The organism is Actinomadura bangladeshensis (assembly GCF_004348335.1).
Lineage (GTDB): Bacteria > Actinomycetota > Actinomycetes > Streptosporangiales > Streptosporangiaceae > Spirillospora > Spirillospora bangladeshensis.
Genome location: NZ_SMJW01000116.1, coordinates 1 through 25,230, shown reverse-complemented (window position 1 = coordinate 25,230; position 25,230 = coordinate 1). Strand labels below are relative to the sequence as shown.

23 protein-coding genes are annotated in these 25,230 nt (G+C 72.8%); 12 read left to right on the top strand and 11 right to left on the bottom strand.

Annotation, left to right across the window (positions count from 1 at the left end):
- Window positions 1-80 precede the first annotated feature (80 nt).
- Window positions 81-935, bottom strand: coding sequence for a MauE/DoxX family redox-associated membrane protein (locus tag E1284_RS22260; protein WP_207923883.1), 855 nt, complete (start codon window positions 933-935; stop codon window positions 81-83).
- The gene (locus E1284_RS22255) at window positions 932-1,885 is read right to left on the bottom strand and encodes a hypothetical protein (protein WP_131941967.1); all 954 of its coding nucleotides are present in this window, start codon (window positions 1,883-1,885) and stop codon (window positions 932-934) included. Before E1284_RS22255 ends, E1284_RS22260 begins: the two co-directional genes overlap by 4 nt.
- Window positions 1,886-2,151: 266 nt before the next feature.
- Here E1284_RS22255 and E1284_RS22250 point away from each other — a divergent pair, with 266 nt between their 5' ends.
- The 3 genes from E1284_RS22250 to E1284_RS22240 all read left to right on the top strand — a co-directional run bounded on the left by E1284_RS22250 (window position 2,152) and on the right by E1284_RS22240 (window position 6,140).
- Window positions 2,152-2,631: a SigE family RNA polymerase sigma factor gene (locus E1284_RS22250; protein WP_243714666.1), complete on the top strand. Its 480-nt coding sequence runs from the start codon at window positions 2,152-2,154 to the stop codon at window positions 2,629-2,631.
- Window positions 2,632-2,718: 87 nt separating this feature from the next.
- Window positions 2,719-4,341 carry a long-chain fatty acid--CoA ligase gene (locus tag E1284_RS22245; RefSeq protein ID WP_131941963.1) on the top strand — a complete coding sequence of 541 codons (1,623 nt, stop codon included), beginning with the start codon at window positions 2,719-2,721 and terminating at the stop codon, window positions 4,339-4,341.
- A gap of 191 nt (window positions 4,342-4,532) precedes the next feature.
- Window positions 4,533-6,140 carry a sigma-70 family RNA polymerase sigma factor gene (locus tag E1284_RS22240; protein ID WP_131941961.1) on the top strand — a complete coding sequence of 536 codons (1,608 nt, stop codon included), beginning with the start codon at window positions 4,533-4,535 and terminating at the stop codon, window positions 6,138-6,140.
- A 21-nt stretch (window positions 6,141-6,161) separates the two neighbouring features.
- On the opposite strand, the gene E1284_RS22235 is transcribed toward E1284_RS22240, so the two are convergent.
- The gene (locus tag E1284_RS22235; RefSeq protein ID WP_131941959.1) at window positions 6,162-6,917 is read right to left on the bottom strand and encodes a MerR family transcriptional regulator; all 756 of its coding nucleotides are present in this window, start codon (window positions 6,915-6,917) and stop codon (window positions 6,162-6,164) included.
- A 62-nt stretch (window positions 6,918-6,979) separates the two neighbouring features.
- Between E1284_RS22235 and E1284_RS22230 the strand changes: the two genes are divergently transcribed.
- Window positions 6,980-7,960 carry an adenylate/guanylate cyclase domain-containing protein gene (locus tag E1284_RS22230; protein ID WP_131941957.1) on the top strand — a complete coding sequence of 327 codons (981 nt, stop codon included), beginning with the start codon at window positions 6,980-6,982 and terminating at the stop codon, window positions 7,958-7,960.
- A gap of 10 nt (window positions 7,961-7,970) precedes the next feature.
- On the opposite strand, the gene E1284_RS22225 is transcribed toward E1284_RS22230, so the two are convergent.
- Window positions 7,971-9,572 carry a serine/threonine-protein kinase gene (locus tag E1284_RS22225; RefSeq protein ID WP_243714665.1) on the bottom strand — a complete coding sequence of 534 codons (1,602 nt, stop codon included), beginning with the start codon at window positions 9,570-9,572 and terminating at the stop codon, window positions 7,971-7,973.
- 121 nt (window positions 9,573-9,693) lie between these two features.
- Here E1284_RS22225 and E1284_RS22220 point away from each other — a divergent pair, with 121 nt between their 5' ends.
- The 5 genes from E1284_RS22220 (at window position 9,694) to E1284_RS22200 (ending at window position 13,375) form a co-directional block, all read left to right on the top strand.
- Window positions 9,694-10,104: a VOC family protein gene (locus E1284_RS22220; protein WP_131941955.1), complete on the top strand. Its 411-nt coding sequence runs from the start codon at window positions 9,694-9,696 to the stop codon at window positions 10,102-10,104.
- A gap of 12 nt (window positions 10,105-10,116) precedes the next feature.
- The gene (locus E1284_RS22215) at window positions 10,117-10,590 is read left to right on the top strand and encodes a helix-turn-helix transcriptional regulator (RefSeq protein WP_131941953.1); all 474 of its coding nucleotides are present in this window, start codon (window positions 10,117-10,119) and stop codon (window positions 10,588-10,590) included.
- Window positions 10,591-10,734: 144 nt separating this feature from the next.
- A complete protein-coding gene (locus E1284_RS22210; RefSeq protein WP_131941951.1) occupies window positions 10,735-11,568 on the top strand; it encodes a CPBP family intramembrane glutamic endopeptidase in 834 nt (277 codons plus the stop codon).
- A complete protein-coding gene (locus E1284_RS22205) occupies window positions 11,565-12,719 on the top strand; it encodes a sensor histidine kinase (protein ID WP_131941949.1) in 1,155 nt (384 codons plus the stop codon). The genes E1284_RS22210 and E1284_RS22205 overlap by 4 nt, the downstream gene beginning before the upstream one ends.
- Entirely contained in the window at window positions 12,716-13,375 is a 660-nt protein-coding gene (locus E1284_RS22200; RefSeq protein ID WP_131941947.1) for a response regulator, read from the top strand. Before E1284_RS22205 ends, E1284_RS22200 begins: the two co-directional genes overlap by 4 nt.
- A 13-nt stretch (window positions 13,376-13,388) precedes the next feature.
- On the opposite strand, the gene E1284_RS22195 is transcribed toward E1284_RS22200, so the two are convergent.
- Window positions 13,389-14,408 carry a saccharopine dehydrogenase NADP-binding domain-containing protein gene (locus E1284_RS22195; protein ID WP_131941945.1) on the bottom strand — a complete coding sequence of 340 codons (1,020 nt, stop codon included), beginning with the start codon at window positions 14,406-14,408 and terminating at the stop codon, window positions 13,389-13,391.
- Window positions 14,409-14,507: 99 nt separating this feature from the next.
- Here E1284_RS22195 and E1284_RS22190 point away from each other — a divergent pair, with 99 nt between their 5' ends.
- Window positions 14,508-15,458 (top strand): helix-turn-helix domain-containing protein, encoded by a 951-nt coding sequence (locus E1284_RS22190; RefSeq protein WP_131941943.1) that lies wholly within the window; start codon window positions 14,508-14,510, stop codon window positions 15,456-15,458.
- Here the strand turns inward: E1284_RS22190 and E1284_RS22185 are convergent.
- The 5 genes from E1284_RS22185 to E1284_RS22165 form a co-directional block, all read right to left on the bottom strand.
- Entirely contained in the window at window positions 15,448-16,215 is a 768-nt protein-coding gene (locus E1284_RS22185; RefSeq protein ID WP_131941941.1) for a hypothetical protein, read from the bottom strand. The two genes, E1284_RS22190 and E1284_RS22185, sit on opposite strands and share 11 nt — an antisense overlap.
- Window positions 16,216-16,278: 63 nt before the next feature.
- A complete protein-coding gene (locus E1284_RS22180) occupies window positions 16,279-17,898 on the bottom strand; it encodes an AMP-binding protein (RefSeq protein ID WP_131941939.1) in 1,620 nt (539 codons plus the stop codon).
- Window positions 17,895-18,650 carry a phosphotriesterase family protein gene (locus E1284_RS22175; protein ID WP_131941937.1) on the bottom strand — a complete coding sequence of 252 codons (756 nt, stop codon included), beginning with the start codon at window positions 18,648-18,650 and terminating at the stop codon, window positions 17,895-17,897. The genes E1284_RS22180 and E1284_RS22175 overlap by 4 nt, the downstream gene beginning before the upstream one ends.
- A 19-nt stretch (window positions 18,651-18,669) precedes the next feature.
- Window positions 18,670-20,154, bottom strand: coding sequence for an aldehyde dehydrogenase family protein (locus E1284_RS22170; RefSeq protein WP_131941935.1), 1,485 nt, complete (start codon window positions 20,152-20,154; stop codon window positions 18,670-18,672).
- Between the two features lie 20 nt (window positions 20,155-20,174).
- Window positions 20,175-20,942, bottom strand: a complete 768-nt coding sequence (locus E1284_RS22165; RefSeq protein ID WP_165965373.1) for an alpha/beta fold hydrolase — start codon at window positions 20,940-20,942, stop codon at window positions 20,175-20,177.
- Window positions 20,943-21,089: 147 nt separating this feature from the next.
- On the opposite strand from E1284_RS22165, the gene E1284_RS22160 reads away from it, so the two are divergent.
- Both E1284_RS22160 and E1284_RS22155 read left to right on the top strand, forming a co-directional pair.
- A complete protein-coding gene (locus tag E1284_RS22160; protein ID WP_131941931.1) occupies window positions 21,090-22,823 on the top strand; it encodes an acetolactate synthase catalytic subunit in 1,734 nt (577 codons plus the stop codon).
- Between the two features lie 12 nt (window positions 22,824-22,835).
- Entirely contained in the window at window positions 22,836-23,612 is a 777-nt protein-coding gene (locus tag E1284_RS22155; RefSeq protein WP_131941929.1) for an IclR family transcriptional regulator, read from the top strand.
- Between the two features lie 22 nt (window positions 23,613-23,634).
- Here the strand turns inward: E1284_RS22155 and E1284_RS41640 are convergent.
- On the bottom strand, window positions 23,635-25,230 hold a 1,596-nt coding region (locus E1284_RS41640), incomplete at its 5' end, for a hypothetical protein (protein WP_165965372.1).

Here is a 25,230-nt window from a genome sequence, read left to right as displayed (position 1 = left end):
GCCCCGCCCCGCCCCACCACTTCGTTGACCTGCGGCGTGTTGTTGTTATGAGGCGCCTCATAACAACAACACGCCGCAGGTCAACGCAGCCGGGCGCGGGCATGTCCGATGGGGTGCTCGACGGCGGCAGGCGTTTCGGGTAGCGCGATGCCCGATCGGACGGTTCGGTCGCGGTCGGCGGTGGACACGGCGAACACGACCTCCACGTCCCGGTCGTCCATCCGGGCGGCGAAGGCCACGAAGCGCCAGCCGCCCTCTCGCCACACGTCCAGCGGGACGGCGCTCGCGATCGCGTTCTCGTGCGCCGCCCACGCCTCGCTCTCGTAGAGCGTCGCGTACGTCTCCGCCATCGGGCTGAGCCGCCGCTCGGCGGGCAGACCGGCGGGCGTCCTCCGGCGCTCCAGCAGTTCCGCCAGCTCCGGTGACAGCACCGCGAGCAGGGCGACCTCCATCGCGAACACCAGGCCGACCTGGACCTGCACGTCCCGCAGCACGTCCACGCCCGTGAGCGGCGCGCCCAGGGAGGCGATCCCCGCGCCGGTGAACAGCAGGGCGCGCAGCACGCTGCGCCGCCCGACCTTCTTGCCGCTGAGGCCGCCGAAGCAGCCGCACCCGGCGTCCGGCCGGTGCACCCGCAGTTCGCCGACGACCCAGGTCGCCGCCGCGAACGCGACCGTCGTCGCGAGCCGCACCGACAGGTGCGAGGTGACCAGCAGCGCCAGCCCGAGGACGCCTTCGCCGAGCCCCATCCCGACCGTCATGCCGCGGCTGCGGCGCACCGCCGTCAGCCGCGCGAGCCCCGCCGGCACCGGCACGCCGTGCACGTGGTCGGGCGCGTCCGCCGCCCGCTCCCGGACCGTCAGCTTCGCCAGGCACGCGGCCAGCAGCACCGCCGCGAGCAGCAGCACCTGGGTGTTCTGGAACGCCGTCATCATGGCCCCTCCACCGGCATGTCCGGGCGGACGGACGCGTTGAAGCAGCCCGCCTCGAGGTCGCCGCCGAGCCCGGCGAACGCGGCGGGCGTCAACTCGACGATCCGCCCGCGCGGGGACGCGCCGCACTCCACGCACCGGTCGCAGAACCGGGCCGCCGTGCAGCCGCACTCGACCACCGGCACGGTCGCGGCCCGGCCGCCGCACTCGTTGTGGACGGTGATCTCGCCGCCCAGCGACAGGTACGGGAACGGGACGCACCCGGACGGGGCGTCCGCGCATCCCCCGGCGGCCCCCTCGGAGTCGACCGCCGGGTAGGCCGCCCCGTCCGGTGCCTCACCGCAGGCGTCCCCGAACCAGGTCGCGGTCCCGCGCAGCACCTCCGGCACGGGCGCGGTCGCCTCCGGCGCGGCGAGGTCGTCGGCCCGGTAGCCGGGCTGGGACGTGCCGGGACGCACCGCGCGCGGCCCGTCCGGCGACCCGACGCAGATCACGTCGATCAGGTAGCCGGGCTCCAGGCGCGGGTGCCGGACCAGGATCCGGCCGAAGGCGTGCGGGGGGATCACCACACGGGCGCGCCCGCGGTGAGCGCCCATGTCCACCTCCACGGTGTCCCGCTCGTACGCCAGAATCGTGCCGGCCACGCGTCCGATGTCGACCCAGACCCGCTCGGCGACGCCGCGCTCGCCCCGCCGCACGACCACCGGGCGGCCCGGCCGGAGCGCGGCGAGGCCCCCGCGCCCGCCGTGCCAGACCCGGGTGTCCCCGCTCATTGCGAGCCGCACCTCCGTGCCGCCCGCGGCGAGCACCAGCAGGTGCGGGCTGGCGTCCAGCACGATCCCGCAGACGGCGCGCAGCGGCGGGCGCGCCTGCGCGGGGCCGGGGGACGCGGGGGACGCCCCGAACACGGCGGCGCGCCGGCGGCGGCGCGCTTCACGGCTGGGCGACGGCATGGCGGCACTCCGGCATTGATCACTCTGGGCGCGGACGGGAAGACGGTGAGTCATAGGCTCACGTGCCGTGACCTCGCCTGTCGATGGATTTGTCGCGATAAGTCAACCGACGGTGGAGGTCTGATCTACCTGGGATGAAGATTATGAACTGGTTGACCCGGATATGTGATTTATGTAGGCCCGAAATTACGATCTTCCTGCGATCGTCGACCATACCCCGGGAGCGGTCCGGTGCCGACTCCCCGACCCCGTGGTCCGGTGATGTTGTGAACGCGACGCGGCACGAGGAGTTCGGTGCGTACGTGGCCGAACGCAGGCCCGTCCTGCTGCGCACGGCGGCCCGGCTGGCCGGCGACCGCACCGAGGCCGAGGACCTGCTGCAGTCCGCCCTCGCCAAGACCTACGTCGCCTGGGACCGCATCGAGGACCGCGCCGCCGTGGACGGCTACGTCCGCCGCGCCATGGTCAATACGCAGATCTCCTGGTGGCGGCGCCGCAGACTCGAGGTCTACCCCACCGACCGGGTCCCGGACCGCCCCGTCGAGGACCACACCGACCGCAGCGAGATGCACGACGCCCTCGGCCGCGCCCTCGACCGCCTCCCCGAGCGCCAGCGCCTCGCCGTCATGCTCCGCTATTACGAGGACATGTCCGAACGCGAAATAGCCGAGGCCCTCGGAGTGAGCGTGGGCACGGTCAAATCCACCGTTTCGCGGGGCATGACCCGCCTCCGCGAGGTGTACTGAAGATCCAGAAGCGGAGGCCCGGGGGATGGCCCCCCTGGGCGAACACTGCGAAAATCCCGATGGGGAGCCGTTCTGGCAGGAGGCGCCGTGTTCAGTACCATGCAGGACTTTCCGCTGACGATTACGACGATCATGCGCTATGGCGCGGGGGTCTTCGGCGATGCCGAAGTGTCCACCTGGACGGGGGACGGTGCCCGGCGCCGGACCTACGCGGAGGTCGGTGAGCGCGCCGCCCGGCTGGCGGGGGCGCTGCGCGGCCTCGGCGTGGACGGCGACCAGCGCGTAGCCACGTTCATGTGGAACAACGCCGAGCACCTGGAGGCCTACCTCGCGGTCCCGTCGATGGGGGCGGTGCTGCACACCCTCAACCTGCGGCTCTTCCCCGACCAGCTCGTCTACATCGCGAACCACGCCGAGGACCGGATCGTCCTGGTCGACGGGTCGCTGATCCCGCTGCTGGCGCCGGTGCTGCCGCAGTTCACGACCGTCCGGCACGTGGTCGTGGTGGGGGACGGGGACACGGCGCCGCTGGAGGGCGCGGGCAAGGAGCTGCACCGGTACGAGGAGCTGCTGGCCGCGGCGCCGGCGGAGTTCGAGTGGCCGGAGATCGACGAGCGGTCGGCGGCGGCCATGTGCTACACGAGCGGCACGACCGGGAACCCGAAGGGCGTCGTCTACTCGCACCGGTCGGCGTACCTGCACTCGATGGCGACGTGCACGGGCAACGCGATCGGGCTGAGCGCGTCCGACATCGTGCTGCCGGTGGTGCCGATGTTCCACGCGAACGCCTGGGGCATGCCCTACGCGGCCGTCATGGCGGGCGCGTCGCTGGTCATGCCGGACCGGTTCCTGCAGGCCGAGCCGCTCGTCCGGCTGATCGAGGCGGAGCGCCCGACGGTCGCCGGGGCGGTGCCCACGATCTGGTCGGACGTCCTGCGGTACACCAAGGAGCACGGGTCCGACCTGAGCTCGCTGCGGCTCGTGCCGTGCGGCGGGTCGGCGGTGCCGGAGGCGCTGATGCGCGGGTTCGACGAGATCGGCGTCCGGATCGTCCAGGCGTGGGGGATGACGGAGACGTCGCCGGTCGCGTCGGTGGCGCACCCGCCGGTGAACGCCTCCGAGGAGGACGCCTGGCGGGCGCGGGTCAGCCAGGGCCGCGTCCTCGCGGGCCTGGAGATGCGGATCGTCGGGGACGGCGACCGGGTGCTCGCCAGCGACGGCGAGGCGGTGGGGGAGGCCGAGATCCGCGGGCCGTGGATCACCGGCGCCTACTACCTCGACGAGGACCCCGGCAAGTTCCACGACGGCTGGCTGCGGACGGGCGACGTGGGGACGCTGTCGGCGGACGGCTACCTCGTCCTCACCGACCGAGCGAAGGACGTCATCAAGTCGGGCGGCGAATGGATCTCCTCGGTCGAGCTGGAGAACCATCTGATGGCGCACCCGGACATCGTGGAGGCGGCCGTGGTCGGCGTCCCCGACGACCGGTGGCAGGAGCGTCCGCTCGCCTCGGTCGTGCTGCGGGAGGGCGCCGAGGTCGCGCCGGAGGAGCTGCGCGAGTTCCTGTCCGACCGGATCCCGAAATGGCAGCTCCCCGAGCGCTGGTCGTTCATCACCGAGGTTCCGAAGACGAGTGTGGGAAAGTTCGACAAGAAGGTGCTCAGGCGCCGGTACGCGGACGGTGACCTGGAGGTCAGGCAGGTCGGCTGACGGGATTCTGACCCGGAGTCACGGGACGCGTGGTCACGGAGAGAGGCGATATCTCACCCGGGTGTTACCTTAATGGTGGATTTCGGGAGATGATGTGGTGCAGATGGGGTCCGCGGGTGTATGCAAGGTGGGCTGATTGTCCGGATGACCCTCGTGGGGGCGGACCCCTCATGCCGCTGCCGGGAGCGTGAATGCCCAGGTTGTCCACCTCCGCACACTCGGCCGACCGTGACCTGGTCAGGGGGCTGAACGAAGGCGACGAGGCCGCTCTCGCCGCGCTCTACGACGAGTACGCCGAGCGTCTCTACGATTACGCATCGTCGATGACGGGGGACGAGAAGCTCGCCGCCGACATCGTCCACGACACGTTCATCGACGCGTCCCGCCGCGCCCCGCGGTTGCGCGACCACCTGCATCTCGGCTCGTGGCTGTACGGGGCGGCCCGGCGCCGCTGCGTCCGGCGGGGCCGCGCGAAGGTGCTGTTCTGGGACCGGGACGGCGAGTTCTCCGACGCACCGTTCGTGGACCGTGCCGACGACGACGGGCTCGGCCTCGAATGGCCGCCCCCGGACGAGCTGCACGGCCTGCTCCGCGCCTGCCTGTCCCGGCTGGAACCCGTCGACCAGGAGGTCATGGTCCTGGCGTTCCGGCACGGGCTGCGCCCCGCCCGGCTCGGGGCGGCGCTCGGCCTGTCGCCGCGGCGGGCCGCGATGCGGGTGCGCCGGGGGCGCGCCGAACTGGAGGCCGCGCTCCAGCAGGTGATCCGCGGCACCGAGCGGGCGTGCGCCGCCGGACCGGCCGCGACCGGGTCCGAGCCCGAGCCGACCGCGGTCGCCGTGCTCGCCGCCCGGGGACCGGTGCGAGACGAGCCCGCGCCGGCCGTCCCGGCCCGTCCGGGCGGGGGGCTGGCGCGGCTGCTGCGGCGGCGGGGCGAGGTCTCCCCCGCCGACCCGGAGACCGAACGGCACGTCGCCGACTGCCTCGACTGCCTGCGGCGCGGCCGGGTGTCCCCCGGCGCGCTGCTGCGCCGCGCTCCCGCGCCCGTGCTGCCGGCCGCGCTGCGGCACCGGGTCATGCACACCGCCACCGATCCGGAGCTGGCCGGCTACCGGACCGACATCGCGGCGCGGGGCGGCGCGCTCACCCCGTCCGGCCTGCCGAGCCAGCCGGACGTGCCGTCGCCGTTCACCCGGCGCTGGCTGTTCACCGGCGGCGGCATGGCGGGCGCGCTGGTCGCGGCCGTCATCGCGGTGCTGGTGATGGGCCCCGGGATCGGCGGCGGCACGCTGTCCTGGCCGCCGTTCCGGACGCAGCCGCAGCCGTCGATCACCCAGGAGTCCCCGTCGGCCGGCACCGGCGGCGGCGGGCGGCCGACGCAGGGGACGGGCGGGGGGCCGCAGGCCCGTCCCGCGCAGCCGCCCGCGTCCAAGCCGACCGACCAGAAGGATTCGGGGCATTCCACGAGCCCGTCGGCGACGCCGTCGCAGCCGACCGACCCGCCCGCGAAGCCGGGCGTCCTCGTGGTGAACCCCGCCAAGGTCGAGATGTACGGGACGAAGACCGCGCACGTCAGCCTCGCCGCCAGCGGCGGTCCGGTCTCCTGGACGGCGATGACGTCGACGAACCAGCTGATCCTCTCGGAGATGCAGGGCGGCATGTCCGACGGCGGCACGACGAACCTGACGCTCACCCTCCGCACGGCGATCATCGGCCTGCCCGGCCAGGGGACGCTCACGTTCACCGACTCCGAGGGCGCGCCCCACCAGGTGACGGTCGTCTGGGGTGCCACGCTGCTGTGACGGCCCGCCGCCCGCGGCCGGTCAGTCGCCCGCGGGCCGGTCCCGGAGCATCTCGAGGCGCTCGCCGAGCGCCGCCTGGACGCGGGTCTCCATCGCCCGCGCGATGAACGGCTCGACGACCATCTTCACCAGCGGCCGCATCCGGCGGACGACGGCGGCGACCTCCGCGACATCGTCGCCGTCCGGGACGGGCTGCGCCTCCAGCCGGTCGAAGACGTGCTCCTGGACGAGGTTGACGAACCGCCCGGCGATCACGTCGCAGTCGTCGCGGATCTCGGCGGCGATGTCGAGCACCGAGTCCAGCGGGATCCCCGCCGCGACCAGTTCGGCCCCCACATGGAGCAGCCGCGGGCTCGGCACCCGGAACTTCTCGCCGTCCGGCTCGATCAGGCCCAGCTCGACGGTCCGCCGCTGGATGCGGACGATCTCGTCCTCGTCGAGGCCGGTACCGAAGATCTCGACGAGCTCCTCGTAGGTCGTCGTGCCGGGGATCTCGTCCGACCAGGGGTCGGTCAGGACCTTCTCCAGCCCGAGCACCTCGCCGACGTCCTTGCCCGTCTCCCAGGCCGACAGCAGGTCCTTGATGATCGCGAACGTGTAGCCGCGGCCGAGCAGCTGGCCGATCAGCCGGAGCCGCGCGAGGTGCGAGTCGTCGTACAGGCCGACGCGGCCCTCCAGACGCGGCGGCGGCAGCAGCCCCCGGTCCTGGTAGGCGCGGATGTTGCGGACGGTGCTTCCGGCCAGCCGCGCCAGCTCGTCGATTCGGTACTCGGCCATGTTCCCGCGATCTTACTCCGGCCCCATTGTGACATCGATCGATGACACATAAGGTTGCGGCCATGGCGGACGACATCGAGGGGACCCTCCTCGGCGGCCCCCTGCGCTACACGCGCAAGGAGGTCGAGGCCCTCTCGGGCGTCACGGACGACTACGCGCGCCGCATCTGGCAGGCCCTCGGCTTCCCGGCTCCGCCCGACGACGAGGTCGCCTTCACCGACGGCGACGTCGCCGCGCTCCGCGAGATCAAGGACCTGCTCTCCCACGCCATGGTGGACGAGGAGATGGTCCTCCAGCTGGCCCGCGCCGTCGGCCAGACGATGGGCCGCCTCGCGAGCTGGCTCGGCGACGTCTGGCTGGCCCGGCTCGGCGAGCTGCCGTCGGACGAGCCGCTCACCGCCGACGCCGTCACCGCCGCGCTGCTGGCCACCGAGGAGCTGCGCCCGGCGTTCGAGCGCCTCCTCCTGCACGGCTGGCGCCGCCAGCTCACCGCCGCCGGCATGCGCGCCGCCGCCAGCACGGCCACCGCCCACGCCGACCCCGCCGCCGGGCTCGCCCACCTCGCGGTCGGCTTCGCCGACATCGTCTCCTTCACCCGGCTGAGCAGCCGCCTCGACAGCGATGCCCTGGCCGCCTTCATCGAGCGCTTCGAGTCGACCGCCGCCGAGATCGTCGCCGAGGCCGGCGGCCGGATCGTCAAGACCCTCGGCGACGAGGTCCTGTTCGTCGCGCCGACCCCGTCCGCCGCCGCCGAGATCGGCCTGCGCATCGCGGAGCGCTTCAACGCGGACCCGGCCTCCCCCAAGATCCGCGTCGGACTGGCCTACGGCGAGGTGATCCAGCGCCTGGGCGACGTCTTCGGCACCCCGGTCAACATGGCCGCCCGCCTGACCTCCACCGCCTACCCGGGAACGGTCCTGGTGGGCCCGGCCCTGGCCGCCGCCCTTCCGAAGAGCGACTACGACACCTCGTCCCTGCGGCCCCGCCCCCTCCAGGGCCTGGGCCGAGTGAAGCCGTACCTGCTCCGCCGCCCCCGCCGCTGAGCGGCCGGGGCTAGGAGGCGGAGGGGACGGTCTTGATGACCTTGCCCTTCGTGTTCACCGCCAGGTAGCCGCCGCCGTAGTCGTCGGTGAGGTAGACGAGCATGGTCGGCTGGTCGCCGTTGAACGTCCAGGACGCCTTCACGATGACGTACCTGTTGGTCGGCTTGGGCACTCTCAGCGTGCGCGCCGCGCGGGTCATCAGCGTCGGCAGGGCGTCCCAGTTGAAGGCGCGGAGGTTCACCTTGGCGTCACCGGTCGTGATGGCGATGCTGGGACGGTTCCGGACGGCCGCGTCCGCCCCGCGCTCGTAGGTGTAGTTGTCGAAGGCGCCGCGCCGTCCCGCCACCGGGGCGTCGGCGGACGCGTGCTTCTCGTACACGGTGAACGCGGCGAACTCCCTGCTGCCGGACGCCTCCTCGAACTTCGCGATGACGGCGCGGACGGCGACGGGGGTGAGCAGTGACGTGACCTTTTCGCCGCCGTCGCTCCCCTTCGCTCCGGTGCGGCCGTCCGACGAGGATGACGAGGACGCGGCGTCGAACGGAGTGCCGGTCCCCTCCGGCTCGTCGTCGTCCATCAACGCCGGAATGACCAGGAGGACCGTCGCGAGAAGGATCGCCGCGCCCCCGGTCACCACGGCGAGAACGGCCGCGGCCAGGGGGGAGCGGCGTTGACGCGGACGTCCGGGGTGGGTGGTCGGCAGTGGAGGCGGCGGCGCGTTCGTCCCGGGGCCGGGCATCGCGATGAGAGGCGGAGGCGGCGGGCCGAAGGACGTCGCACCTTGGCCGGCGGCCTGGGCGAGCATGTGGTCCACCTGGTCGGCCCTGGGGCGGGCGGCCGGATCCCGCGCCAGCAGCGCCTGCAGGACCGGCGCCAGCGGCCCGGCGCGGTGCGGCGGCGGGACCGGCGCGGTCATGACGGCGGCCAGGGTCGCCGCCGTCGTCGGGCGGCGCAGCGGGTTCGTCCCCTCCACGGCCACGTAGAGCAGCAGGCCGAGCGACCAGAGGTCGGACGCCGGGTCGCCCTCGTGCCCGTGCAGCCGCTCCGGCGCGATGTACTCCGGCGAGCCGACGAGCCCGCCGGTGACGGTGACGCGGGACGCCTCCTGCAGCACCGCGATGCCGAAGTCGGTGAGGACCGGCGTCCCGTCCGCCCGCAGCAGGACGTTCGCGGGTTTGACGTCGCGGTGGCAGATGCCCGCCTCGTGCGCCGCCCGCAGCGCCGAGAGGAGCCCGCGCCCGACGGCGGCCGCCTCGGGAGGCGACAGCGGCCCCTGCGCCAGCCGGTCCTGGAGGGACCCCCCGCGGACGAGTTCCATCACCAGCCACGGATGCGGCATGTCGGGGGAGTCCACGATGTGGTGGATGGTCACCACGTTGGGGTGGTCGAGCCGGGCGAGGGCGCGGGCCTCGCGCATCACCCGCTCGCGCATCATCCGCGCGAAGTCCGGGTCCAGGTCGCCGGTGCCGGCGTCGGCGAGCCGCACCTCCTTCAGCGCGACCTCGCGCTCCAGGGCGAGGTCGAACGCGCGCCAGACCGTGCCCATCCCGCCGCTGCCGAGCCGTCCGCGCAGCTCGAAGCGGCCGTCGATCACCATCTCCCCAGAGGTCACGGCGGAAAGCCTAAAGCCAGAACTCCCACAAAGCCCCGCAAACCGGCCGTCAGGCGGGCCCCGCCGGATCGGTCAGGAATCGAGAAGCGCGGGTCGCGGTCGCGCGCCTAGCCTGATCTGCATGGACATCACCATTCACACCAGCTTCCTGCCGCACGACGACCCGGACGAGTCCGTCGCCTTCTACCGCGACGTCCTCGAATTCGAGGTCCGCAGCGACGTCGGGCAGGGCAAGATGCGCTGGATCACGGTCGGTCCCGCCGGGCAGCCCGACACGTCCATCCTGCTGGCGCCGCCGTTCGCCGACCCCGGGGTCACCGACGACGAGCGCCGCGTGATCTCCGAGATGATGGCCAAGGGCACCTACGGCTGGATCCTGCTCGCCACCCGGAACCTCGACGCCACGTTCGAGAAGGTGCAGGCCCACGACGTCGAGGTCGTCCAGGAGCCGACGGAGCAGCCCTACGGCATCCGCGACTGCGCCTTCCGCGACCCCGCCGGGAACATGGTCCGCATCCAAGAGATCGGCTGAGGGAGTCCCGCCATGTGCCACCCCGAGTGGGGGCGCGCCCGCACCGAGGCGCAGCGCCTGGACGAACTGGCGCGGCTGCGGCGCGTCCGCGACCGGATCGACCGGGAGTACGCGCAGCCGCTGAACGTCGAGGCGCTCGCCCGCGGCGTGCACATGTCCGCCGGGCACCTGAGCCGCCAGTTCCGGCAGGCGTACGGCGAGTCGGTGTACGCCTACCTGATGACGCGGCGCATCGAGCGCGCCGCGGCGCTGCTCCGCCGCGGCGACCTCAGCGTCACCGACGTCTGCTTCGCGGTCGGGTGCTCGTCGCTGGGCACGTTCAGCACCCGCTTCACCGAGCTGGTCGGCATGCCGCCCAGCGCCTACCGCCGCCGGGCGGAGGGTCCGGTGGAGACCGGGAGGGGCGTGCCCGCGTGCGTGGCCAAGCAGGTGACGCGGCCGATCAGGAACCGGCGGGCACCGGCCCGCGAGCCGCAGCCCGCCTGACGGCATGGCCCGTACGGGGGGCCTGTCCCCCGTGCGAGCTACCGGAGAGTGTCCACCGCACGGTGAAGATTCCGAATCGCGTGATCCATAGCGTTCTTCCTGGCCGCGGCGCCCATGCCGCGGGGATCTCGCGAAGGAGTCGACATGAAGCTGCTGATCCAGCTCCTGGCGGTCGGGGCGGTCGCCGCCGCCGGCGGCGCCGCCACCCAGGCGGTCAAGTGGGACACCCTTCCCACGTTGGGCCTCGGGCTCGCGTCCGCCGTGCTGGCGCTGCTCGTGTACGCCTTCGTGGTCGGCCGGACCGAGCACCGCCCGGTGGACGAGCTGGCCCGCGAGGGCGCGCTCCCCGCCCTCGGCCGCGGCGCGCTGATCGGCCTGGCGATGTTCGGCGCCGTCATCGCCAACCTCGCCTTCCTCGGTGACTACGAGGTCGACGGCTTCGGCTCGGCGACGGGCCCGGTCGCGCTGATCGGTTTCATGGCCGCCGCCGCCGTGACGGAGGAGCTGCTCTTCCGCGGCGTCCTGTTCCGCATCGTCGAGAGGTACATCGGCACCTGGTGGTCGCTGGCGCTGACCGGCCTGGTGTTCGGCCTGATGCACCTGGGCAACGAGAACGCCACCGTGTGGGGCGCCCTCGCCATCGCGATCGAGGCGGGCGGCATGCTCGCCGCCGCCTACGCCGCGACCCGGACCCTGTGGGTGCCGATCGGCCTGCACTTCGCCTGGAACTTCGCCGGCGCCGGCATCTTCGGCACCACGGTCTCCGGCGTCGACACCCCCGACGCGCTGCTGAACGGTGCGACCTCCGGCTCCGAGCTGGTCACCGGTGGCGAGTTCGGCCCGGAAGCGAGCCTGTACTCGGTCGCGTTCGGCATCGTGGCGACGGCCGCCTTCCTGTGGCTGGCCCACCGGCGCGGCACCCTGGTCCCCCGGCGGCGTCGCGCCCGCGCCGCCGCGCCCGCTAGCCTCGCCCAGTGATCGATCTCCGGACGATCCCGGACATGTGGCGCCGATGGGACGCCATGGTCCGGGATCTGCCCCTTGCGCTGCTGCTGGCGGTCGGGTCGCTCATCCCGGCGCTGCACGGCCTCGGAACCCAGGTCGGCGGCGTCCCGGACCGGCCCTACGACGCGCTGGCGATCGTCGCGGTCGTCCTGCAGAGCCTCCCCCTCGTGGTGCGCCGCCGCTGGCCGGACGTGTGCCTCGCCCTCGTGGTGATCGGCTTCGCGATCGACCAGCTCCGCGGCTACCACACGTTCGCGGGCACCGGGCTGGCCATCGCGGTGCTGAGCATCGGCGCCCACCTGGACCGGTTCCGCCGCACCGCCATCGTCGTCGTCACCGCGGCGTACGCGGTGCTGGCGGTCGCCATCGACCGGAACGGCGGCGGCGAGCGGCCGGACGAGTACGTGACGTTCTACCTGGCGCTGGCCCTCATCTGGGGCGTGGGCGCATGGCTGCGCTCCACGCGCGCAGCCGAGGCCGAGCGCCGCCTCCGCGTCGCCGCCGACACCCGCGCCGCCGAACGCGCCCGCATCGCCCGCGAACTCCACGACGTCGTGACCCACCATGTGACGGCGATGGTCGTCCAGGCCGAGGCCGCCCGCTATCTGACCGCCGCCCCCGAGCGGCTCGACGAGACGCTGAGCGCCATCACCGACACCGGCCGGAGCGCCATCACCGACCTGCGGCACCTCCTCGACGTGCTCAACCCCGACCACGGCGGGGAGTTCAGGACGCCGTCCGTCGACGACCTCGGCACGCTCGTCGAGCAGACGCGCCGGGCCGGGCAGCCGGTCGAGTTCACCGAGGAGGGGCAACCGGCGAGATCTACCGGTAATGCCGAGTTCACTACCTACCGGGTGGTTCAGGAGGCCCTGACGAACGTGCTCAAGTACGCTCACGGCAGCCGCACCGAGGTCCGGGTGCACTACGGCGAAGGGGAGATCACCGTGGAGGTCGGGAACGACGGCTCCGGCTCGCGGTCCGGTTCGCCCGGCGGCGGCGGGCGGGGGCTCACCGGCCTCGGCGAGCGGGTCGAGACGCTGGGCGGCGAGTTCAGCGCGGACGCGCGGGCGGACGGCGGCTTCACGGTCCGGGCCCGCATCCCGGCGGAGAGCGCGTCGTGACCGAGCCGGTCCGGGTGCTGGTCTGCGACGACCAGGCGCTGATCCGCACCGGGTTCGCGACGATCATCGACGCGCAGCCCGACCTGGAGGTGGTGGGCGAGTGCGGCGACGGCCGCGCCGCCGTCGACCTCGCCGGCCGCCTGAAACCGGACATGGTGGTCATGGACGTCCGGATGCCGGTGCTCGACGGCATCGAGGCCACCCGCCTGCTGGCCGGTGCCGGGGTGCCCGACCCCGTCAAGGTGCTCGTGGTGACGACGTTCAACCTCGACGAGTACGTGTACGAGGCGCTGCGCGCGGGCGCCAGCGGGTTCCTGCTGAAGGACGCCCCGCCGGCGCAGCTGCTGCACGGCATCCGCACCGTCGCGACGGGCGCCGCGCTGCTGGCCCCCGAGGTGACCCGGCAGCTCGTCGGCAAGTTCGCGGCCCGGATCCGTCCGACCGAGGGCACCGCGCCCGAGACCGCGCTGACCCCGCGCGAGCTGGAGGTGCTGCGCCTCATCGCCGACGGACGGTCCAACAGCGAGATCGCCGCGACGCTGGTGATCAGCCAGGAGACGGTCAAGACGTACGTCTCGCGCATCCTCACCAAGCTGGACCTGCGCGACCGCGTCCAGGCGGTCGTCTACGCCTACCGCCGCGGCCTGGTCACCTGAGAGGTGCCGGGCCTTATCGGTGCAGTTCGAGAGTGATGTGCGGGGACAGGGCGCTGAGGAAATCGGCGGCCTCGAAGATCTCGCCCGCGGAGGCGACTCCGGTGGCCTTCGTCCGTCCGGTGAGGATGCGGCCGACCGCCTCCACGGCGAGTGGCGCGGTGATGGCGTAGATGTCCCGGCCGCCGGCCGCGGCGCGCCGTTCGGCACCGCCCGCGCGCACGACGACGTCCACGAGGAAGGTCTGCGCGGAGCGCCCGTGCTCGTCCGCCGCAGCGGGTGCCGGGGTGTCCGGCGAGGAGAGGTCCGCGGCCGCCTCGGCCGCCATGTAGGTGCGCACCTCGGGGATGGGGAGGTGGCTGGGAATGGTGATCACGTCGGCCATCGTGAACTCCCCGATGACCTCCCGGACGCCCATCGGCTCCGGAAAAGACCACTTCAGGGTGGGCGGGGCGTCGGTGCGGTACTCCAGCCGCCCGTTCGCGTAGCGGACGCGCCGGCCGTCCCGCCGCTCCCGTGACACGTCGCCGGAGGCGCGCGTCCCCTCGGTCGGGTGCCAGCTGCTCAGCCCGTAGGCGATGTGCGCCTCGTCGGCCGCCGTCCAGTCGCCCATCGCCGCGGTGGCCAGCAGGTCGCCGAGGCCCCCGAAGAAGGCCATCGCCGGGACGACCACCGCTCCGGCGGCGCGGGCACGGCCGCCGAACCGCGCGAACGTGTCGGCGTTGGCCTCGATCTCGGCGGCCACGTCGACATAGGGGATCCCGGCGCGCAGCGCGGCCTCGATGACCGGGGCGGCCGTGGCGGCGAACGGCCCGGCAGCGTTGATCACCGCCGCCGCGCCGTCCAGCGCCCGGTCGAGCGAGGCCGGATCGTCCACCGACGCCGGCCGGGCCTCGAAGCCGGTCTCGGACGCCAGGAGGGCGAGCTTCCCGGCGTCGCGCCCGGACAGGACCGGGACGAACCCGCGCTCCCGCAGCTCCGCCACCACGAACCGCCCGGTGTGCCCGTACGCGCCGAACACCGCCACCTTCTGCATGGGCTCTCCCTGTCCTGATCGACCTGATGGCGACCATTCTTCGGTGGCGGGGCGGCGCCCGCGAGTGTCTGGAACGCCACGACCCGTACAATTCCGGACATGCGTACTGTCGCGCTGGCCGTCACCGACGGGATGCTGCACTTCGAGCTGTCCCTGGCCTACGAGGTCTTCGCCGACCCGCCGGCCGCCGTGACCGTCCCCTGGTACGACGTCACCGTGTGCGGCTCGATCGCCGTCCGGGTCGGCCCGTTCCGGGTGGACCCCGACCTCGGGCTCGACCGGCTCCGGGACGCCGGCACCGTGATCGTCCCGAGCCTGGCCGACGTCGACGAGGACCCGCCCGCCGACCTGGTGGACGCGGTCCGCGCCGCGCACGAGGCGGGTGCGCGCGTGGTCTCCCTCTGCACGGGCGCGTTCGTGCTGGCCGCCGCCGGCCTGCTGGACGGGAGGCGCGCCACCACGCACTGGGCGCACACCGAGGCACTCGCGGCCCGCTACCCGAAGGTGGACGTCGACCCGGACGTCCTCTACGTGGACAACGGCAGCGTGCTCACGTCCGCCGGGAAGGCCGCCGCCATGGACCTGTGCCTGCACATCGTCCGCCTCGACCACGGCTCGTCGGTCGCCAACACCGTCGCCCGCCGCCTGGTCGTCCCGCCGCACCGCGCCGGCGGCCAGGCCCAGTTCGTCGCCGCCCCGGTGCCCGCCCGCGACGACCACCCCCTCGCCGCGCTGTTCCCCTGGATCATCGAACGGCTCGACCAGCCGCTGACCGTGGACGACCTGGCCCGCCAGGCGGGGATGAGCCCACGCCACCTGGGCCGCCGGTTCCAGGCGGTCACCGGTACCACTCCGCTGCAATGGCTGCTGACCCAGCGGATCCGCCACGCGCAGGAACTCCTGGAGAAGACCGACGACGGCATCGACGCCATCGCGTCCCGCACCGGCATGGGCACGGCGACGACACTGCGCCGGCACTTCAACCGCACGGTCGGCGTGCCCCCGGACACTTACCGCCGGACGTTTCGGGCCGACCGGGCTACGCCATGATGGCCGAGTCCACCTGAGTGGAGTACTCCTTCACGACCCGGTCGCCGTTGTAGAGCTTGACCGTCACCGGAACCATCTGACTGCCGGGCAAGGGGCCGCTCGCACCGCCGCCGCTCCTCCTGAGGACGAAGAACCGATCGGTCACCGGAGCCTCAGCCGACTTGCCGTCCGGGCCAGTGAAGGTGATGCGCGTGCCACCCGGTATGACCCGCCCGGCGACGTGCAGCTCCCAGCCGTCCTTGGAGCCGGGATCGTCGAATCGCAGATCACCGCCGCCCGTGTCGTCGTAGAGCACGTGGTCGGGGACGATCGTCAGTGGGACACCCCAGACGTGGGCGGACTGGTTGGGAGCCCGGTCGTTCGTCGTCGGCTTGCCGGACCGGTCGAGCATGCACAGCCGGTACGCCGTCCCGCTGCCGAGCAGGACCGTCCGCCCTCGCGAATCGCGGACGGACTCGGCCAGCACCCGGAAGTCGGACACGCTCGTCCCCGGCCCGGTCAGCCGGAATGTGTTCACCGGATCGTCCTCGATCGGCGCCGTGACAAGAGGGTCACCGACCATGCAGGCACGGACGACGGCGAGCTGCGCGGGGGTGTTGCCGGGCAGCGTCCGCGCCCCGGCGCGGCGCTCGGCCGCATCCTCCGCCGGTCCGGACGAATCAGTCGAAGCCAGGAGCAGCGCCGTTACGGCCCCGGCCGCGGCCACGGTGCCCACCACGATCAGGACCGTCCGGCCGAGCCATCCGATGTCTCCCACCGCCGCGCCTCCCTGCTCCGGTCGCCGGGCAAGATCGTGCCGCTCGCCGCCCGCCGCCACAACCTAATCCGCGGGGAGGCCCGCGAGGTAGGTCTCCCGGAGGACCACCTTCTGGATCTTCCCGGACGCGGTCTGCGGCAGCTCGCTCCGGAAGTGCCAGCTGCGCGGGACCTTGTAGGAGGCCAGCCGGGCGCGGCAGAAGGCGCCGAGCTCGTCCTCGGTGAGCCGCGCTCCGCCGGCCGGCACCACGAACGCTGCGACGGTCTCGCCCCATTCGGCGTCCGGCAGCCCGACCACCGTCACCAGGCTGATGCCGGGGTGGGTGTAGAGGACGTCCTCGATCTCGCGCGGGAAGATGTTCTCGCCACCGCGGATGATCATGTCCTTGAGCCGGCCCTCGACGCGGACGAATCCGCCCGCGTCCATGGTCCCGAGGTCGCCGGTGTGCAGCCAGCCGGCGGCGTCGACGGCCCCGGCGGTGGCCGCGGCGTCGTCGAAGTACCCGGTCATCACGCAGACCCCGCGCGTGCAGATCTCCCCGATCTCGCCGACCGCGGCCACCTCCCCCGAATCAGGCCGGACGATCTTGACCTCGGTTCCGGGCAGCGGCCGTCCCACGGTGCTCAGCGCCTCCGGATCCCGCTCACCGGCGGCGGTGTGCGTGATGTACGGCGACGCCTCGGTCTGGCCGTACCCGATGCCGACCTCGACGCCGAGGTCCCGCTGGGCGCGCAGGACCAGGTCGAGCGGCACGGGCGCGCCGCCGAGCGTGGCGAGCCGCCAGGTCGACACGTCGCGCGGCCGGTCCGCCTGCCGTTCGAGCATGCGGATCAGCATGGTCGGCACGCTCAGCATGACGGAGCCCCGCTCGGCCTCGAACAGGTCCAGCATGAGGTCGGCGTCGAACCCGGCGGGGAGCACGTGGCGGCCGCCGGTCTGGAGGGCGCCGAGCGTCACCAGGCCGCAGCCCGCGGTGTGGAACAGCGGCATCGGATTGACCCAGGTGTCGTCCGGTCCGGCGCCGATGACGGTCGCGTACCGCCGCCCGTTGGCGACGAGCCCGCGGTGGCTGAGCAGCGCCCCCTTCGGCCGTCCGGTGGTCCCCGAGGTGTACTGGATCTGGGCGGGGTCGTCCGGCGCGACCTGCGGAAGGCCGTCCCGTGCGCTGCTCTCCGCGGCCCGGAGCGCCTCCAGGGCGTCGAGGGGGATCACCTCGCGCAACCGCGCGCCGTCCCGTGCGGCCTCGGCCATCGGCAGCAGGTCGGCGGACCGGTACCGCCGCTGGACGACGATGCCCGCGGCGCGGGACTGCTTCAGCACGTACGACAGCTCCGCCTGCCGGAAGGCGGGATTCACCGTGACGAGGGTCAATCCCGCGAGCGCGGCGCCGAATTCGAGCTGAACCCATTCCGGCTCGTTTCCAGCCCACACCGCCAGGCGCTCACCGGGCTCGAAGCGCCGGAGCAGGGCATGGGCGACGCGGACGGAGTCCGCCAGCAGTTCCCCGAACGTCCAGCGCCGCGCGTGCTCCCCGCCGGTGCCCTCGACGAGCGCCGTCCGGTCCCGCCATTGTGCGGCGGCATGGACCAGGGCGTCCCCGATGGTGGTGTCGGAGTAGCCGGGGTCGGGATCCGCGGGCCAGTGGGCGGTGGAAAGGGAAGGGCGGCCCTGCGTCGCGGTCATGCCCTCACTCCCTCGAAGTATCGGCGCGGATTGTCCACGAGAATGGTTTCGATGGTGCTTTCAGTGACACCGGCCTTGAGCAACGCGGGAATGACCTCCGTGGATATGGTGCGGTAGTTCCATTTCTCGCCCAGCTGGGGGCGCTCCTCCACCGAGACGAAGTCGATGAAGCAGGACGCGTCGTGCGAGACGACGATGCTCTCCGCGTAGCCGCGCCGCACGAGGCCCACGAGCGTGTCGATCCGCTGCCGGAGCGCCCGCGCGACCGCCCGCATCGTGCGCTCCACGCCGGGCGTGAGCCCTTGTGCGTCGATGGCGCACTTGAGGGTCGCGGCGCGCACGCCGGTGTCGCCGATCCCCTGCGTCAGGTCCCTGACGAACAGGTCGGTCAGCGGTTCCTCGATGTCGATGAGCAGGCCCGGCCCGCGGCTGAGGAACTGGTGCGGAAGGTCGTTGAAGGTGTAGAGGCCGGTCGCGACGACGATGTTCAGGTCCGTCCGCGCGGCGATGCGCTTGATACGCGGGATGAACCGGCCGAGCCCCAGCACCGTGGGGTCGATGATGGTGTCGATGCCGAGGGATTTGAGTTCGTTCAGGTCGCGGACGGCCTGCTCGACCTTCTCGTCCTCGTCCCAGTCGTGCTGGTAGTTCTGCCGGTACTCCTCACCGAGCACGAAGATGTGCTCGTGGACGAGCGTCCGGCCGAGCGCACCGGAATCGACCGGCCCGGCGACTGTCTGGATGTCGGTCATGTTCGTCCACTCCCGGAATTCACAGCGCCACGACGACGGACTTGGTCTCCAGGTACTGCTCCAGGACTTCGTCGCCCTTCTCCCGGCCCCAGCCGCTCTGCTTGTATCCGCCGAAGGGCAGTTCGGAGCCGAACACGTGGTAGGTGTTCACGTGCACGGTCCCGGCCTTCAGCCGTCTGGCCAGCCGGTGCGCCTTCGACAGGTCGCGCGTCCACACCCCGGCCGCGAGGCCGTAGACGGTGTCGTTGGCCTGCGCCGCCAGATCGTCGATGTCGCTGAACGGGAGGGCCGTGACGACCGGGCCGAAGATCTCCTCCCGGACGATCGGGTGGTCCCTGTCGGGCCGCGCGATCACGCTGGGCTGGACGTAGTAGCCGGGCCGGTCCAGCGTGCCGCCCCCGGCGAGCGTCCGGCCGCCCGAGTCCCTGCCGAGGTCGAGGTAGCGGCCGACCCGCTCGAAGTGCTCCGCCGACACCAGCGGCCCCATCTCGGTGTCCGGGTCGAGGCCGTAGCCCACCCGGATGCCCCGCGCGTGCTCGGCGAGCCCTTCGACGACCCGGTCGAACTGCGATTCGTGGACGTAGAGGCGGCTGCCGGCGGAGCACACCTCGCCCTGGTTGTAGAAGATCGCCAGCGCGGCGCCCGCGATGGCGGCGTCGGCGTCGGCGTCGTCGAGGACGATGTTCGGCGACTTGCCGCCGAGCTCCAGCGACACCCGCTTGAGGTTGCCCGCCGCGGCGCGCACGATGGCGCGGCCCACCTCGGTCGAACCGGTGAACGCGATCTTGTCGACGCCGTCGTGCGCGGCCAGGCGGGCTCCGGCCCGCTCCCCGAACCCCGGCACGATGTTGACCACGCCCGGCGGGACGCCGGCCTCGGCGAGGAGTTCACCGATCCGCAGGGCGGTCAGCGGCGTCTGCTCGGCCGGTTTCAGGACGACGGTGTTGCCGGTGGCGAGGGCCGGGGCGAGCTTCCACGCGGCCATCAGGATCGGAACGTTCCACGGGATGATCTGCCCGGCGACGCCGACCGGCTCGCGGGTCGTGTAGGCGTGGAACTCCTGGCCCGGCATGTAGGGCACCGACGGCGTGACTGTCGTCCCGTTGATCCGCCGGGCCGCGCCCGCCATGTACCAGAACATGTCCGCGGCGAGCGGGATCTCGACGGCGAGCGCCGCGCTCGCCGGCTTCCCGCTGTCGAGCGACTCCAGTTCCGCGAGTTCCTCGGCGTGCTCGGCGATCAGGTCGCCGACGCGGTGCACGATGCGGCCCCGCTCGCTCGGCGACATGGCCGCCCATGGGCCGTCCGTGGCCCGGCGGGCCGCGGCCACGGCGCGGTCGACGTCCCGTTCGGACGCCTCCGCCACGGTGCCGAGCACCGCGCCGGTGCCCGGGTCGATCGTCTCGAAGGTCTTCCCGTCGAGGGCGTCGACGAACTCGCCGTCGATGAGCAGCCGGTGCGGCCGGGCGAGGAAGCCGGCCGCGTGCCTGGGGGGAGTGGTCATGTCTGCTTCTCCGTCCCGCACTAGGCGAGGAAGTCGAGGACGCGCGGGAGGACGGCGCCGGGGTCTTCGAGGCAGGGGCTGTGGCCCGCGGTCTTGATGCGCCACAGTTCGGCGTCCGGGATCGCGTCGAACATCTCGTCGGACCAGGCGGGCGGGCGGGCGTGGTCCTGGGTCCCGGAGATGATGAGCGTCCGCGCGGTGATCCGGGGCAGCAGGTCGAGCGCGCTCTCCCGCTCGACGACGCCCCGCGCGGCGTGCGCGAGCCGGGGGGAGAGTTCGCCGAGCCGCCTCGTCCAGGTCTCGTGGATGTCGGTGCGGCCGGGGTCGTCGAGGACGGTCGCCGCGAACAGGATGCCCTTGACGAAGTCGACGACCTCCGGGGTGAACCCCTCCCGCTCGAACCTGTCGACGAACGCGCCGAACAGTTCGCGGTTCTCGGGGGTCTCGGCTCCCGCCGACGACCCCATCAGCACGAGCCGGTCGACCAGGCCGGGGCGGCGGGCCGCGATGCGGACGGCGACGTCGCCGCCCATCGACTGCCCGACGGCCGACACGGAGGCGAGGCCGAGCCGGTCGACCAGGGCGAGCACGTCATCGGTGCACCGGTCCATGGTCACGGTCGCGTCGGCCTCGTCCAGGCGGCCGGCCTGCCCGGGGAACTCCGGTGCGATGAACCGGAACCGGCCGGCGCCGGCGGCGACGAGACCCTCGAAGGAGCGGGGGTCGAGGAACAGCGAGTGCAGGCAGAGTACGGGGCTCAGCTGCGATTCACCGGTGTCGATGGTCACGGGACCTCCAGATCGTTCGTGCCAAGGGAGCCGGTCACGCTCCGAGGGTATGAGCCGCCTCACAATGAAGTCAATATCTGCATAGCTTTGCAAATAGTGAAAGATTCATTATTTGACGTGAGGTTCACAATTTGCAACCGTACGGGCATGACCACTGTCGCTGACGTCATCGCAGGTGCCCTGGCCCGTCACGGAGTCGGGACGATCCTCGGCCAGAGCAACCCGACCGAGCTGATGCTCGCCGCCGAGCGCATCGGCATCCGCCAGATCCTGTACCGGACGGAGAACGCGGGCGGCGCCATGGCCGACGGGTTCGCCCGGATCTCCGGCCGGACCGGGGTGGTGGCCGCCCAGAACGGACCCGCCGCCACCCTCCTCGTCGCCCCGATGGGAGAGGCGCTCAAAGCGTCCATCCCGATGCTCGTGCTCGTACAGGAGGTGCCGGCGGCCCACCGCGACCGCAACGCCTTCCAGGAGATGGACCACGTCGCGCTGTTCGCGGGCGTCTCCAAGTGGACCCGGCGCATCGACGACCCCGCGCGTGCCGAGGACGCCGTCGACCACGCGTTCACGGTGGCCAACAGCGGACGGCCCGGACCGGTCGTCCTGCTCGTCCCCCGGGACGTCCTCGGACTGCCGGCCGTGCCCGCGCGCTTCCCGCGCACCGCCGACCTCGGCGCCTTCCCGCTCGACCGTCCCCGGCCGGACGCCGCCGAGGTGACGCGCGCGGCACGGCTCCTCGCGCAGGCGCGGTCGCCGCTCGTCGTCGCGGGCGGCGGGGTGCACGGCTCGGGAGCGGTGGCCGAGCTCGCCGCGCTCCAGGAGACCGCGCACCTGCCCGTGGTCACGACGAACATGGGCAAGGGCGCCGTGGACGAATCGGGCCCGCTGTCACTCGGCGTCGCGGCCAACGTCACCGGCGAGCGCGGGCCCGCGCACTTCCACCTCGACCTGATCTCCGGCGCCGACGTCGTCCTGCTGGTCGGCACCCGGACGAACGAGAACGGCACCGAGGGCTGGACGCTGACCTCCCCCGACGCCACCTACATCCACATCGACGTCGACCCGCTCGAAGTGGGGCGGAACTACGAGTCCGTGCGTCTGCTCGGTGACGCCCGCGCCGCCCTCCGCGACCTCACGGCCGCCCTGGCAGAGACCGATCTCGGCACCCGTGCCGCCACGTCGGCGGAGCTGAAGGCGACCATCGCCGCCGGCCGCCGGCGGCACATCGAGGCCGTCACCCCGCTGCTGGAGTCCGGCGGGACCCCCATCGCCCCGGAACGCCTCTTCGCCGAACTCGGCCGGCTCCTGGACCCCGAGGACATCGTGGTCACCGACGCCAGCTACTCCTCGTTCTGGGTCGCGAGCCACCTCCGGGCGCGGCAGGGCCAGCGCTTCCTCATGCCGCGCGGCCTGGCCGGCCTCGGCTGGGGGCTGCCGCTGGCCCTGGGAGCGAAGATCGCCGCGCCCGGACGGCGGGTCATCGCGGTCGTCGGCGACGGAGGCTTCGCGCACGTCTGGTCCGAGGTGGAGACCGCGGTGCGGGAGGATCTTCCGGTGACCGTCGTGGTGCTCGACAACTCGCTGCTCGGCGCACAGCGGCATGCCGAGAACGCCAAGTTCGGGGAGACGACCACCGGCATCGAGTTCGCCCCCGTGGACCACGCGGCCATCGCGTCCGCGGTGGGAGCCGCCGGAATCGCGGTCGACCACCCGGACGCCGTCGCCCCGGCACTGCGGAAGGCGCTGGACTCCGGCCGCGTCACCGTCCTCGACGTGGTCGTCGACCCCGACGCCTACCCGCCCGTCCGGGCGTTCGATGCGTTCGCCGACCGCCTCAACGCCCCGCTCCGGCGGACCGGAGCCCGCACCGCGACCTGATACTTTCAAATAGTGAACAGCACTTCGGGCAAGTCCGGCCAGACTCTGCAGACGGTCGAGCGAGCGCTGAGCTTCCTCGAGTACGTGGCCGCCGCCGAGGCCGCGCCGACCGTCCAGCAGGTCTCCGCCGGCCTCGGCCTGAACATCACCACCTGCTACCACCTGATGCGGACGCTGCTCGCGCGCGGCTACCTCGAGCGCCGCGCCGACGCCACCCTCCGCCTCGGCGCCGGGGTGGGCACGCTGTTCCGGTCCTACCAGCGCGGTTTCAACGTCAACGACAAGCTCGCGGGCATCGTCGGCGACCTCGCCGGGGCGACCGCCGAGACCTCGTTCCTGTCGACCCTCGACGACCGGAACGTGATCCTGAAAGTGCTGGTCGAAGGGTCGCAGCCGCTGCGCGTCAGCGGGCTCTACGTCGGCCTGACGGGCAACGAGCCGCACCGCGCGTCGGGCAAGGCCGTCCTGGCCCATGCCGATGCCGCGCTGCGGGACGAGATCATCGAGCGCAGCGCGACCGGCACGTCCCCGACCGCCCAGCGGCGCTTCCGCACGGCCCTGCTGCAAGAGCTCAAGGAGGTCCGGGAGCGGGGCTGGGCCGTCGACATCGACACCAGCCCCGGCATCACGGCGCTCGGCTCCCCGTTCTTCACGCACGACGGTTCCGTCTTCGGCGCCGTCGGCATCGTGGCACCGACCTCGCGCTTCGGTGAGGCCCGGGACAAGCTGGTCGGCGCGGTGCTCGACGCCGCGAGCCGGGCGACGGACGTCCTCCGCCTGGCCCCCTGACACCCCGCGGGCACCGGCATCCCTACTTCGGGGCCGGGTGCGGCGCGTGGAGGAGATGGGTCTCTTCCATGGACCAGGCGCCGTGGCCGCCGGTGACCTGGAGAAGTGTGCGGGAACGGAGGTGGATTTCCGTGTCGCCGTCCGGAACGGCGAGCGTTCGGACGGGGGTCAGCGCGGCGTCGAGTTGCAGCAGCCCGAAGGCGTCTCCGCTGCGGAACAGCACGGGTCCCGGCGGGCCCAGGTAGCGCACCACCGCGGTCCGGTCACCGGCTATCGAGTGCTCGAACGGCCGGACGCGGGCGAGGCCGTCCACACCGGCCCGGTCCAGTGGGGTGACGTCGATCCGCCAGTCCGCCCCTGCGGTTCTCACCTGGAGCACCGCCTGCGCCGGAACGGCGAAGGTGCTGCGGCTCGGCTCGGATCCCGGGCCGACCTCGGCGGTCGACACGACCGGGTCGCAGCCGTGGAGCGCGACGAGGTCCGGCCCGTGCAGGTGGACCTGGAGGGGTTGGCCGTCCGGGCAGGTCAGGACGGCGATTCCGGCGGGCCCCTGGTAACCGAGCACGTCGGTTCCGCTGCCGGTGGCCGAGCCGGTGAACGCGCGGGCGCGTTCCGGCCCGCTGATCGTGACCGTCCACGGCCCTTCGGACTCGACGTGCAGGTACCTCTTCGTGAGCGCCTTGCCGGATACCAGCCGGTCGTCCAGGACGACCATGGCGGACGGTGCTTCGGGGCCGCACGCCGCGACCGGTGTCCCGCGGCCGAACTCGGTGCGTCGAAGCCAGGCCCGCAGCGTCCCGGGACCCTCGTTCGCGAACTCGGCCAGCACCGGATGGGGCAACTGCCCCTTGATCTTGACGCGCGCCGCGCCGGTGCCCCGGTGCGTGCGGACGACCCCGTCACGGGCGTGATCGACCGGCGAGAACACCGGGGCCGGGAGTGCCTCCTCCTCCGCGAGCCAGCGGTCGAGTTCACCGGCCACCCTGCGCGGTTCCTTCACCCGAAGGCGCAACCACTGGGCTCGCCGCCCCCGCTGCGGCATGCCCGTACGCGGATTCAGATCCTTCAACGTCAGCATGACCCAGAACCAGTTGCCCCAGCGCAGCCGGCGGGCGGGAAGAGAAACGGCGTCCCGCATCTCCAGGGTGAGGTTGAGTTCTTCCCGGAACGGCGTCAGTTGGAGCACGCCGTCCTCGATCTCGCGCCCCCGCGGCTCAACGCCGTAATGGATCGCCGCGATCTCGGCGCGCGGTATCCGCAGCACTTTCCACAGCAGCAGCGCGTCCCAGATGACGATCTCGTCCTCGGTCACCCACACGCGAGGCCGTACCAGCACCAGCCTGAGCGTCTGGAGCCCGACCCCGGCGAGGACGACCGCGAAGAGCGGCCACCACAGGGCCCCGACCAGTTCGGTGCGGGTGGTCTCCTCGTTGAACTCGGCCCACATCAGCCCGAACAGCACCAGCGAGGCCACCAGCGAGAGCACGCCGAAGGCCCCGGCCAGCGTCCGCCCCGCGGATCTGGCGATCTTCACCCGGACCGTGGACGAGGCGGGCCGCGCCGACCACCCCCACCGGTCCCGGTCGGCGAGACCCCGCCGCCCGGAGCCCCCGAGCTC